At 67.7% G+C, this 12,054-nt stretch carries 10 protein-coding genes and 2 pseudogenes; 5 read left to right on the forward strand and 7 right to left on the reverse strand.

Annotated elements, in window-relative coordinates:
• Positions 1-448, forward strand: a pseudogene (locus tag ACFWBQ_RS35170) (hypothetical protein); the annotation flags it as partial.
• A 132-nt stretch (positions 449-580) separates the two neighbouring features.
• On the opposite strand, the gene ACFWBQ_RS35175 reads toward ACFWBQ_RS35170, so the two are convergent.
• Positions 581-1,120 (reverse strand): transposase, encoded by a 540-nt coding sequence (locus ACFWBQ_RS35175; protein ID WP_385506872.1) that lies wholly within the window; start codon positions 1,118-1,120, stop codon positions 581-583.
• Positions 1,121-1,126: 6 nt separating this feature from the next.
• Here ACFWBQ_RS35175 and ACFWBQ_RS35180 point away from each other — a divergent pair, with 6 nt between their 5' ends.
• Positions 1,127-1,615, forward strand: coding sequence for a DinB family protein (locus ACFWBQ_RS35180; RefSeq protein ID WP_385506875.1), 489 nt, complete (start codon positions 1,127-1,129; stop codon positions 1,613-1,615).
• A 991-nt stretch (positions 1,616-2,606) separates the two neighbouring features.
• Here the strand turns inward: ACFWBQ_RS35180 and ACFWBQ_RS35185 are convergent.
• Together ACFWBQ_RS35185 and ACFWBQ_RS35190 are read right to left on the reverse strand one after the other, a co-directional pair.
• Positions 2,607-3,614, reverse strand: coding sequence for a hypothetical protein (locus tag ACFWBQ_RS35185; protein WP_385506878.1), 1,008 nt, complete (start codon positions 3,612-3,614; stop codon positions 2,607-2,609).
• Positions 3,615-4,603: 989 nt separating this feature from the next.
• Entirely contained in the window at positions 4,604-5,212 is a 609-nt protein-coding gene (locus tag ACFWBQ_RS35190; RefSeq protein WP_385506880.1) for a pyridoxamine 5'-phosphate oxidase family protein, read from the reverse strand.
• 1,019 nt (positions 5,213-6,231) lie between these two features.
• Between ACFWBQ_RS35190 and ACFWBQ_RS35195 the strand changes: the two are divergent.
• A pseudogene (locus tag ACFWBQ_RS35195) lies at positions 6,232-6,489 on the forward strand (IS5/IS1182 family transposase); the annotation flags it as partial.
• A gap of 60 nt (positions 6,490-6,549) precedes the next feature.
• Here ACFWBQ_RS35195 and ACFWBQ_RS35200 read toward each other — a convergent pair.
• Positions 6,550-7,800, reverse strand: a complete 1,251-nt coding sequence (locus ACFWBQ_RS35200) for an MFS transporter (protein ID WP_385506991.1) — start codon at positions 7,798-7,800, stop codon at positions 6,550-6,552.
• Between the two features lie 138 nt (positions 7,801-7,938).
• Between ACFWBQ_RS35200 and ACFWBQ_RS35205 the strand changes: the two genes are divergently transcribed.
• Positions 7,939-8,871: a LysR family transcriptional regulator gene (locus ACFWBQ_RS35205; protein ID WP_385506883.1), complete on the forward strand. Its 933-nt coding sequence runs from the start codon at positions 7,939-7,941 to the stop codon at positions 8,869-8,871.
• A 492-nt stretch (positions 8,872-9,363) separates the two neighbouring features.
• Entirely contained in the window at positions 9,364-9,864 is a 501-nt protein-coding gene (locus tag ACFWBQ_RS35210; RefSeq protein WP_385506886.1) for a GNAT family N-acetyltransferase, read from the forward strand.
• 584 nt (positions 9,865-10,448) lie between these two features.
• On the opposite strand, the gene ACFWBQ_RS35215 is transcribed toward ACFWBQ_RS35210, so the two are convergent.
• The 3 genes from ACFWBQ_RS35215 to ACFWBQ_RS35225 form a co-directional block, all read right to left on the reverse strand.
• A complete protein-coding gene (locus ACFWBQ_RS35215; RefSeq protein WP_385506888.1) occupies positions 10,449-11,027 on the reverse strand; it encodes a dihydrofolate reductase family protein in 579 nt (192 codons plus the stop codon).
• A gap of 458 nt (positions 11,028-11,485) precedes the next feature.
• A complete protein-coding gene (locus ACFWBQ_RS35220) occupies positions 11,486-11,689 on the reverse strand; it encodes a cold-shock protein (RefSeq protein ID WP_356943514.1) in 204 nt (67 codons plus the stop codon).
• A 110-nt stretch (positions 11,690-11,799) separates the two neighbouring features.
• A complete protein-coding gene (locus tag ACFWBQ_RS35225) occupies positions 11,800-12,042 on the reverse strand; it encodes a hypothetical protein (RefSeq protein ID WP_385506891.1) in 243 nt (80 codons plus the stop codon).
• Positions 12,043-12,054 lie beyond the last annotated feature (12 nt).

The following is a 12,054-nucleotide window of genomic DNA, read 5'->3' on the forward strand; positions in this document are numbered from 1 at the left end:
CAGGACGATCCGACACCGCAAGGCCCACGCCTGCGGCGTGGAACGACGCCGCACCCATTCCTCGAGTGCGGTTCGTTCGTCGTCCGACAGTGTCAGCCCGTGCTCGACGGTATCCGCGTCCCTCGTCCTGGGCCGGGGCGGCCAGAGGACCGGCCCTGACAAGGTCCGCGCAGACAAGGCTTACGGGTCTCACGCGAACCGCTCCTACCCGCGTAGACGCAGGATCGGGTGCACCACTCCGGAGAAGGCCGACCAGGTTCGCAACCGGAAGAAGCTCGGCTTTCGAGGCGGTCGGCCGCCGAAGTTCGAGAAGGACGACTACAAGGAGCGCAACGCCGTAAAGCGCGGGATCAACCGGCTGAAACGGCACCGCGCGGTAGCCACGCGATACAAAAAATTGGCCGTGCGCCATGAAGCAACAGTGCTGGTCGCAGCCATCAACGAGTGACTGTGACCAGCACTTTCGCAACAGGCCCTAGTGTTCTGAGTCGGGAATTCTATTCAGATATGTGTAGGCTTGCTCCATGGCGCGGACGGGGCGGCCGAAGGCCGAGTTGTGGAACTGCGGGCTGTCATGCCACTACGGGCGCCTGCAGCGTGCTGATGGGCACGGCAGACGGTCGAGTCCACGCTCACGTCCCAGGTGATCAGCCCCCCCCGCTTCATCCTGTGCCTGCAGCTCTTCCAGGATCCGCTTCCAGGTGCCGTCGCGCTGCCACCGGCGGAACAGGTCATGGACTCGGTCCCACGGGCCATACCGCTCAGGCACGTCCCGCCACGGCGTGCCTGCCCGCGTCCGCCAACTAATCCCGTCGATCAGCTGCCGACGGGTCCACGTTCGAGGCCACCCCTGCTTCAACCCCGCTGGAAGCAAAGGCTCCAGTCGCGCCCACTGTCGATCCGTCAGATCCCCTCGCATCACACATAGATCATCTCCAGCCAAGATCAACTTACACAACAGCCTTTGGCCTCGACTCCGCGAGCGGAACTCCGCCGAGGGCCAGGAGACGTGACGCGCCCACCCCTCAAGCCGGCCTGGGCCGACGCGGGTTGCCGCCCCGCTCGCGCCCCTGCCGCTGGTGCGCGCACGGCACTTCTTGTCAGTGGCTGCTGGCACCATGCGCGTATGAACTCAGACGACAAGGAGAAGAAGGCTCTGTCGGCGTTCCTCGTAGCGCAGCGAGCCAGCGTGCTGGCCATTGTCGACGGCCTCGACCCGCAAGCCCTGACCACGTCGGTCCTGCCCTCCGGCTGGACGCCTCTCGGGCTCATAGAACACCTGGGACACGCGGAGCGGCACTGGTTCCAGGAGGTCGTCACCGGGGCGGTCGAGCCGTTGGCATGGCCCGACGACCATGCCCCGTTGACGACACCACGACCGCCTGAGGTGGTTTTCGCCTTCTACGACGACCAGTGTCGGCGCTCCGACGCCGTGATCGCCCGCACGCCACTGTCGGCACCCCCGCGGGGCCGTCACCCCGGTCCCCTGGGGGACGAAGTCACCGACCTGCGCGGGATCGTCATGCACGTGATCGAAGAGACCGCGCGTCACGCTGGTCATCTGGACATCGTCCGCGAACTCCTCGACGGACGGACAGGACTCGGACCCCGCTGAGTGCCGTCCCGGAGCCCCCGCCCTGTGCTCAGCCTCCACTTTCGCAACAGACCCTTGTACCGCAGCGGCACTACCCCTCAGTGCAGTTCGCAGTACCCAGCAGTGAAGTCAGTGAGCATTCCTCGGTGAAGGCGTCGGCTGCGGGCGGGCGCACCGGGAGGTTCGTCAGCGGGGTTCCAAGCCAGAGCAGACGCACGACGGGCGACGGGGCCGGCTGCCGAAGAGTGCATCCGGGCCGCGACCTCCTCCTCGAGCAATCCCAATCACCAACGGCATCCGGCACCTCCGCAGCAGAGAGAGCGCGACGTGCCATCTCTACTGCAGGAAAAGCGACTTCACACCTGACCAGCGGAAACTCGGCGACCACAGTCGGAACGACAACAACTTATTAGATGTGCACGCCGTTGAGGTAGCGGAGCAGGTGCTCGTAGTTCAGGAGACTTGATCCTTCTTCACGGTCGTGTCGCAGTTGGAGCACCTCAACTGGTTGGTGGTGTACGGCTGAAGCGTGTTCTTGCCACAGTTCGGACACTTATGACCCTTCGCCACAGCATTTCCTTTCGCTGGGTGTGCTCGCCCCAGACGCGAGCAGTCGACGCTTTAGGGTGGTCGAATTTTAAAATTGCGTCAATACGGTGGCTCTGAACTGCGGTTTTGGAACTAATGGTTGGACTGGGCGGAATCGGAGAGCGTTCGCTGAGAACCAGCAGCCGCAGTTTCGGCAGGACCGCGGAGTTACCCGGCGGCGTGGCTCGGGCCGGCGTCGCGGCGTTCGAACGGTCCTGGGCCGTGGCCCCTCTCGGGGTTCTGGCGGCTCGTCCCAGACCCGCAGAATCCCGGCGCGCCGGAGGATCGCGCGGACGGACCGGGTGTAGTTGGGTATGTCGTCGAGCACCAGCTCGTCGACGAGACCGGCGTCGCTGACGGCGAGTGCCAGGCGCAGCATCTCGAGCAGCTTGCGCTGCTTCGGACCCGGCGGGGGCGATAAACGTCAGGCGGCGGAGTCCGCCGTGTCCCCGGCGCCTCGGGGAGAGGTACGGGGCGACCGCAGCTGGTCGTGGAGGGCCGCGAAGGCCGTGCACGTGACGGGGAGAGTCACGGCCGCGGTGACCAGGATGCCGGCGATGACGGGGGCGAGGATGCCGGCATAATACGCGGCGAAGAAGTTACCCGTGGCCTGCTCGAGGAGGGCTCGCACGAGGGGCCGCAGCGGCAGGGCGAGCTGCACCACCAGCCGGAGCACCCCAGCGGTGAGCGCGGCCAGCGGGAGGGCGAGGACGCGGGCCGCTCCGGCGCGCGTCCTCGTCAGTGACCAGGAACGGCGCAGAGCAGCGCGGGGGCCGAGGCCCTCGGCTGCGGCGGCCGGGGCGAGGGCCAGCGCGAGGCGCAGCAGCACGGCGGCGAACGCGGCCACCGCCGGGGAGGCTGCGATGAGTGTGTGGGGCCACGATCCGCGTTCCAGAAGCTGCTCGTCGGTGTTGAGATGGAGGCCGGTGAGGCTGTCCGCCACGGCTGCGAAGAGCAGCGGCAGGGGCCATACGATCAGGCTGCGCAGCGTGTACACGGCGAGCACCGATTGCAGCCGCGCGGGGGCCACGGCACGTGACGAGTCCCCTTGCGCGAGCTCGCGCGACTCCGCTGCAACCGCCCGCGAGCACGCAGTCTGCACGGCCGCGCTGCCGGTGCCGAGGAGAATCAGGAAGAGCGGGAGAGTGCAGAGGGCGACCAGTGCCAGGTCGGTGTGGTCGTGCAGGTAGGGGTCCTCGACATGGTGGTACCAGGTACGTTGGTTCCGCATACGGGTGAAGACGGGCCAGGCGAGCGCGAATATCGCGGCCGTCATCAGCAGCCCGGCCAGTCCGGACAGGCCGACGATGCGTACCGTCGCACCTGCCAGAGCGCCCCGGTGCCGCCGCAGGACGACGAATGTCGTGGCGGTGAATCCGCGTTGCGGGCTCCCGCTCGTCGGTGGCACCGTGCGGTCGTGCTGCGTGGGCATGGGGAGGAGCCTTCTGTGCGTTCCGGGTCCGTTCCCGGAGAGGACGCTGGGTGGACCGACACGGTTCTCAGGACGTGCCCGGCCCTGGCGGCACTTCCGGAGGTCCACGAAGACAAGCGGGTCCGGGGCCGGAGCGGCCGCGTACGCCGCCGGTACGACGGGCACCGCGTTGGTGCCGGCCGTGGAGCGGGTGGAGAAGATCTCCGCGCTTGCGCTGGAGTGAACCTGGCAACTGGGGCGCCGGTATCAGGTGTCACCGATCCAGAAAGGCTGTAGCTCCGCCGGGAACCCGTGCTCTACGTCACCGACGAACCGGACGTAGACCTCCTGTTGCCGGGTCTCGACTTCGCCGACGAGATCAACGGCCTCGTCGCGGTCGACTCCACCGTCTCAACAGCGACGCACCACACCACGGGGACAGCCCCCTCTGCCTCCGGCTTTCCGCAACGTCAGGGACTACGCTCATGAACCATGTGATGCTGGCCGATAGTTGGCTGCGCGTTCCAGTCGGCCGACGGCCCGGCCCGCATACCGAACTCGCTGAAGTGGTGGCGTCGGCTCGATATGGGTTTCGCCAAGGCCGGGCGAGCATGGCTCGGAGTCTGTGGTCGATCTCCTCTTCCCGCATCAGTTTCTCCAGCTCTGTGTCCGACAGTGGGTGCAGAGTGTCAGGAGATGGTCTCGGCGCCGAAGCCGACGAAGAACTCCCCGGCACCGACCGGATTCCGACCGGATCGGACACGTCTTGTCGACGAGCTCACCAGCCAGACGCCCTTTGTGGGCGGTTCAGGGATGGCGACACACTGCACATGGTGCGTCGTCTGCATGACGTCCTGACCGGACGCCGACGGCAGATGAGCGTCGTGGCTGTGCCGACGAAGGCGAGGAAGCAGTCGGCCTTGGGTTCGAAGTGAGGCGAAGACGCCGGCAGCCTGCCGGCCGGAAGCCCGTTCTCCCGACCGCTCAGCGATGGCGCCTCAGCGGCCCGTTCAGGAACGGACCGTCACCGGGTCGGATTCTCCGGGGGCAAGCCCCGGGATGCCGTCGATGCTCGTGCGGTTGTGCTGGGCACGGTAAGCGCGCGTCGCTTGTACGTCCTGCCGGACGGCCCAGCGGTCGAGGGTGCTGCGGTCCTCGGCGTAAGTCATCATCGGTACGCCCCAGCCGCAGGAGTCGGCGATCCGGTCGACATCAACGACGATGACTGAGCGCACGCCGGGATGTGAGCCGAATCGGGCCAGCAACTCCTGGAAGCGGTCGTCGTGAGGGGTGACCACCCGGCCGGTGCCGTACAACCGGACGATGACCGCCCGGCGTTCGAAGCCGCAGAACATCAGGGTGATCCTGCCGTTCTCCCGCACGTGGGCGACCGTCTCGATGCCGCTTCCGTCCAGATCGAGGTAGGCCACCGTGGTGTCGTCGAGGACGGTGAAGGTGTCGGCGTACCCCTTGGGGGACACGTTCACCCGGCCGCCGTCCGCCGGTGCGGTCGCCACGAAGAACACAGATTGCTTTTCGATGAACTCTCGGGTGCGGCCGTCCAGTCGTTCGTAAACCTTGCCCATATGGAGCCTTTCCTCCGTATCCTCGGCAGACATTCCGGGATTCCCCGTAAGTGAAATGCGAATCGGTGGGGAATGGCAGCGACATTGCCAAGGCATGCCTCCGAGGCCCCCGTCGGACGATTCAGCCTGCCAGTCGGTCCGGCACATCGGCAAGGAGTTCTCTCGAGAGTTCACATGGCGAGACATCGGCCGGCCGGACGCTCCGTCCGAAGAGTGCGCGAAAGTGACGCCCGGGCGACCGGGCGACCGGACGACACCGGAGCCGGGTCGAGCGCCGTGACGCGGCCGCCGCGAGGACCCCTCGGGTGGTCTAGAAAAACGCTCGACGCTGTTGCTGGCTTGCAGGTGAAGCTGATCGACATCCTTCCTGCTGCCCACGTCGTGCTGCCAAGTCCATCGATCGCCCCTCTTGACGACATAGGGCGCCCGCCTCGCCGGAACTGCTAGGCGCTGCCCAGTTCCGCGTCATCAGCAGCATCGATCGATAAACCCTTCCTTCGCATCGTCGAATTCCTGCCGGCTCCGCCGGAAGGACGTTTCGTGGTGCCCGTCAAAGGTGTCCGATAACGATTCCACGCTTTCGCCTTCTGCGTTCCGAAACGGTGCGCTTCACTGGTCTCCGTTCCGGTTCCGCACCGTTCAGCCGGGGACAGCACGCCATCTGGAAAGGACAACCACTACTTCAATATCCGCCGACAGGTCGTGGAGATGGTCGCCCATCTGATCCGCAGGCACGAGGCGCCGCGCGCCACCTTCGTCGACCGGCCCCAGGGACCCGTCCAGACCGTGTACGGCACGGCGAGGTCCGGGTGGAGATCCGGGAAACGCCGCGGCCGCTGTCCCACGAGCAGGCACTGGATCAGGCACAGCGACGCGCCGCCGATCGCGGAACTCGAGCTCCGTCACCGGTTGCGGGCTCGTACGGAGGACCGGATCGCACGTTCGACCGGGCTGCCGAACCTGCCCCTGCACGACACCGCACAGAGCGTCGCCCACCTCGGCGCAACCGGCCAGACCGCGCCCATGGACGCCACCGTAATCCGCGTCCGCAGGTTGCAGCCTCTTCGCGCACCTACTGATTCTCGGCGAACGTGCAGGTCATCATCGATACGGACTCACGTCTGGTCATCGCCGCGGACCGTCCGGTGCTGGGCAACGGGGCCGATGCCCGGGTGTGGCGGGCATCCGGACGTGCCGATCACTGCGGCGGTGTCACGGTCCTCGGCGATGGCGTTTGTATGAACACCGGCCTCGTGGTCCCGCATCGAGAACGCCCCAGTCGGCCGTTGCTGCCCGGCGAGGAAGAGGACGGGACGCGCATCGGCGGACCAGTCACAGCCTGCCTTCGGGCGGGTGGCGCATGCGGTCTGTCACATGGGGCTCCGGTCCAGATCTCGCTCGTGGTGCGGCGTGCGGTCGTGCCGGGGGAGCAGGAAGGGGGTGGTCAGCATGAGAAGACCGGCGACGGCGATCGCGGTGCGGGGGCCGGCGATGCCGGCCAGCAGGCCCCACAGCCCGGTCATGGCCGCGACGGTTGCCTTGCTGGTGACCGACCACGCTGACAGGGTTCGGGCGATCCGGTCCGTCGGGACTTGCTCGAGCCGGTAGGTGGCGAACACCGGGTTGAACACGCCCATGCAGGTGATCAGTCCGAACTCGACCGCGATGACGAGCACGAGCCCGGCCACGCCGGGCCGGATGAATGCCGGCCCGAGCGACCAGCACGCGCGCAGTACCCCGGCGGTGACCATGACCTTGTGCCGTCCGAACCGGGCGACGAGTCGACGGGCCAGCCGTGAGCCGATGATGCCACCGACGCAGGGCAGGCCGAACGCGAGGCCGTACTGCCAGGGGGCGAACCCGAGGTCGCCGAGCATGAGGACGGCGAGCAGCGGCGAGGTTGCCAGGATCAGGCCGTTGACCAGGACCGTGTTGAAGAACAGGGGGCGCAGGGCCGGGTGGGTCAGGATGTACCGCCACCCTTCGAGCAGGTCGCCGGGCCGGAGCCGCGCCCCGTGCGCACCGGTGCGGACGGGGCGCGGCTCGCTGCCGCCGATCGCACGAATCCCTGCGGCTGAGAGCACATAGCTGGCCGCATTGGCCACCACGGTCATCGCCGGGCCGAACAACCCGATCGCGGCCGTGCCGACCGGCGGTCCGAGCACGGTGGCGGTCCAAGTCGTGGACTCGAACCGCCCGTTTGCGACGAGCAGGTCCTCCGGCCGCACGAGCGCCTTCAGATACGCGCCACCGGCCGCGTTGAAGGCGATGTCGGCCGCACCGACGACGACGGACACAACCAGGAGCTGGACGAAACCGAGCAGACCGAGTGCGCACGCGGCGGGGACACTCATCAGTGCCACGAACCGGGTCAGGTCCATCGCAATCATCACCGGCCGCTTGCGACGAAACTCCACCCACGGCCCGAGCGGCACCGCGACCACGGCCCCTACCGCCAGCCCCGCGGCTGCCAGGACCGACACCTCGGTCGGCCCGGCATGCAGCACAAGGATCGCGATCAGGGAAAACGCGTCGAACGCGAGCCACGTGCCGAACGCGCTGACCCCGTACGCCCCCCACAGCCACCCGAACTGCCGGCCCAACCGTCTCCTGCCCACCATGCTCAGCGCACCCCTTGATGTACCACCCGAACAAACCGACGTTGACCAGTAAGAGCAAAGCCAGCAGCGCAACAGCAGGTCAAACAACCAACCTGCCGGCGAGTCACAACCAAACGTTGTCCACTAAGGTCGATCGGCATGGACCTCGACACCGTCCGGACCTTCGTCGTCGCCGCCGACGCGGGGCAGTTCCGGGAGGCCGCCGCCGAGCTGGCGGTCACCCAGCAGGCTGTCTCCAAGCGCATCGCCGCGCTGGAGCGCAACCTCGGTGTGCGGCTGTTCACCCGCACCGCGCGTGGCGCCGAGCTCACCATCGACGGGCAGGCGTTCCTGCCCCACGCGCGCGAGCTGCTACGTGTCGCCGAGCGCGCGGTCGCGTCCGTGCGCACCGGGCGCCGTCCGCTGCGGGTCGACGTGATCGCCTCGCGCGTCGCGGCGTCGGGCCTCATGCGCGGTTTCCACCGCGCGCACCCCGAGATCGAGCTCGACGTGCTGATGCTGTTCGACATCGAGGCGGCCGTCGCCGCCATCCGGTCCGGTGCGATCGACGCGTCCTTCCGTGCCGTCGCCGTGCCCGGCCGGCCCCTTCCCGACGACATCGAGTCCGTCCGGGTGCTCGACGAGCCGCTCCAGCTCCTCACCGGCCCCGCCCACGCGCTGGCGGGCGCCCGGTCGGTGACCGTCGCTCAGCTCGCCGGGCACCGGATCTGGATGCCCGGCATCGTCCCCGGTACCGAGTGGGCCGCCTACTACGACGATCTCGTCGCCGAGTTCGGCCTCACCATCGAGGCGACCGGCCCCAACTTCGGCTCCGACGCGCTCCTCGACACCATCGCCGATACCCCGGCCCTGGCCACCTTCATGGGCGAGCAGACCCGCCTCGTCTGGCCCGCCGGCCACGGTCTGCGGCGCATCCCGGTGACCGATCCGACGCCCGTCTACCCGCACTCACTGATCTGGCGCCGCGACAACCCGCACCCCGCACTCACCACACTCCGCAACTACCTCGGCTCCACACAGCCCGACCGCCCCGACAGCGAGACTTGGACACCCACATGGACACAGCGGTAAGCAGCACCGCGTCGACCGTCGGCAACGATCTCGTGAGCCGCAACAGATAGTCCTCCGTCCCCTCGTCGAGTTCGACCGCGTCCGGGTCGCGCAACGGACGCAGGCCGCCGCCGACCTTGATGGAGGCGGTGAAGCCATGGCGGCCCAGGGCGTTGCGGTTCTTGTGCTCGAGCGGGGACAGCCGCACTGTCGGGGCGGCCGGGCACCCTCTGGGGGCCCTGGCGACCGCACCACCTGCGGCGCCGACGCGCTGTCGAAGGGATGGCGGGCGGGGTCCACATCGGCCCAGGTCAGAAAACGGTATCGCCTTCTTGGCCGGCGGCAAGCGGTCCGCAGCCGCTTGTTCCAGCCCGGCATTGGTCAGGTGTGGACCATTGACGTCAGGTTCCTCCCTGCGTACCGCAACCACCGGGCCTCGGACCTGAACCCCACGTCGTCCGGGCCACCGCCGAACAGACCAGCTCGGAATCCGGGCTGGCTACCCTTGCCCGCATGGTTACCCTCTCCCTTTCGCCGCTTCACTTCTCTGCCGAGGAGATCGCCGAGGTCGTCGAGCTCTACGCGAGCAACCCGGAGTACTGCCGCGCCGCCGGCGAGTACGACCCCGAGAACATCCAGGCCGACCGGGTTGAAGCCGACCTGCGTGAGGAAGCCGGTACCGAAGGCTGCAAGGTACTACTCGCCCGCGATGGGCAGGGACAGCTTGTCGGGCTCCTTTGCCTGCTCGACCGGCACCCCACGGACGGCCGGCCCTGGATCGGGCTGCTGATGGTGCACGGCAGCTTTCACCGCAAGGGCATCGGCCGGCTGCTGACCGACCTGGTCGAGGAGCGGTACCGCAGCGAGGAACGGAACGGCATCCGTCTCGCCGTCCTGGAGAACAACCCCGCCGCCCTCAACTTCTGGAGCTCACTGGGCTGGCAGGAGATCGACCGCCGCGCCGACAGACAGCACGCCCGGCCCTGCATCGTCATGCACAAGCAACTGACATGACCGACCTTTTGGAATAACTCGTCCGGGTTTGCTTGCTCGTCGGGAGGGGGCGGAATCCATGCAGCGGGCGGTGGTGGAGGCTGGACCGGAGGAGGCCGCGTAGCCGGCTGAGGTCTACACGGCGGGGGCGCGGTTGGGCGTGCGCCATGACGCTCCGCACACGTTCGTGGAGGTGGCGGAGGTGTGCGCGGTGACCTCGGTCCGTGTGCCCAGCGGCCGGCTCATGGTAGACACTCCGTGGCCTGAGGAGCGTGCCGGGCGTGAGCTGGTGGAGCGGATCCCTGCGGGCGGCGTACGAGGTGGAAGCGCGTCCTGGATCGAAGCACCCTACGTATACATGGGGGCCCCGACGGGCGGGAGTGAGTGGCGGTGCGCCTGCGTTGTTGGCTGGACGGGCCAAGTGCAACGCTCACGGGCACACCGCTGGCGCGAGGGTTCGAGAACGGCCGGCTCGTCGAACAACCCGACGAATCAGGAGGCGATCAGCAAGCCGCGTGACCAGGGCGGCCAGGAGACCGGTCGGCATGTCGGTCAGCGGAAACCTCCGTCAGGTTCGGCTGCTTGACGGGGTGGGTTGGACGGACTCACACATGCAGGGTGGGCCGGTAGATGAGTTCTTGGACATGGCCGTCGAGCGTCCGGCGCTCGATCAGCTCGAGGTCGAAGTCGGCCGCACCCTGGAAGATCGGGTCCAGCCCGGTCCGACCGGTGATCACAGGGAAGAGCGTGACCTGGACACGGTCCACCAGGCCGGCGGCCATCAGCGCCCGGTTCATCGACAGGCTGCCGTGCGAGCGCAACGGCACCTCGGACTCCTCCTTGAGCCGAGCGACGACGTCGACGGCATCACCGCTCACGACGTTCGCATCCGGCCAGTCGAGGGGTCCTTCCAGGGTGGTCGACACCACCGTTGCCGGCAGGCTCCTCATCCGTGTGACCCATGGGTCACGCACCTCGGACTCCTCGGTGCTCGAGGCCAGCATCCGCGCGAACGCCCGATATGTGTTGGCCCCGAAGACCATCCGCTGCTCCTCGCCGTACAGGGCGAGGCGGTGGTCGAGGAGCTCGGGGCCTTGCTTGCCCCAGTAGCCGGTCCAGTTGCCGCCGGCGGCGCCGAAGCCGTCAAGGCTGGAAAAGACGTCGAATGTGTAGGTAGCGGTCATGACGCTCTCCCTGAGTGCGGTTGATCGGGTGTGGGGAATACAGACCGGCAACCAAGGCGAGACTCATAGCCCTTGGACTCCTGGAGTCCGGCCGCCCCGGACGCGGCCCCTGGGGGCTCTACCACGGCCAAGAAGGTAGAGGGTCCGCGTGATCGACGACGAGGCGGGCGGGAGGAAGAGCGTGGCACGCCGATCCACAGGTCGTGACTATCCGCCGGTGGCCGGCGGGGAGAACCTTCCGCTGCCTGCCTGCCTGCCAGGCCGGATCCGCATCCCTGATCAGACAGACGGGAAGATGTCCATCGCCTGCGTCTTACCGGCATTCGCTCCACTGGCGCCACATGCCGCCCACGCGAATGGAGCGACCTGGACGACCGACCCGGGGCGGTTGCTCCGCGACGTACACCCCGGGCCCTAGGTGGGGCGGAGCCGGCTGCCCAGCCGGCTCCCCGCGTCGGCTAGAGCTTTGTGACGTTCTCTGCCTGGGGCCCCTTGGGCCCTTGGGTCACGTCGTACTCGACCAGGTCGTCCTCGTACAACTCCTTGAAACCGGTCGACTGAATGGCGGAGAAGTGGACGAACACGTCCGGGCCGCCATCGTCCTGCGCGATGAAGCCGAAGCCCTTATCCGCGTTGAACCACTTAACCTTGCCCGTTGCCATGCTGCTCTCCTTCAGAGTTGGACGGCGCTACCGTACCGCCCCTGAGCAGCCCGGACCGTGAATGACGCAAGGTCAAACTCGCCACATTCCCGCTCTGTCCGCAACGGCGCCTACCGAGCGAATGAGCTCGACACGGCTCCCCAACCGATGGCCTCGCCGTCTTCGGTGATTGCGAAGCGCAGGCCTTCCTCCAAAGCGACGGGGCGGGTCAGGGTGACGGTCATACGGGCCCGGTCTCCGGGCGCGGCTGCCTGGACGCCTTCGGGCAGGTCGATGCCGCGGGTGACGATGTTGTCGCAAAGGTGGACCTGAGAGCGAGAACTGGTGGAGATCGGTTCTGCGAGGCCTGGCACTGCTTCCTCCGG

The sequence above is a fragment of the Streptomyces sp. NPDC060035 genome, from assembly GCF_042736635.1.
Classification (GTDB): Bacteria; Actinomycetota; Actinomycetes; order Streptomycetales; family Streptomycetaceae; genus Streptomyces.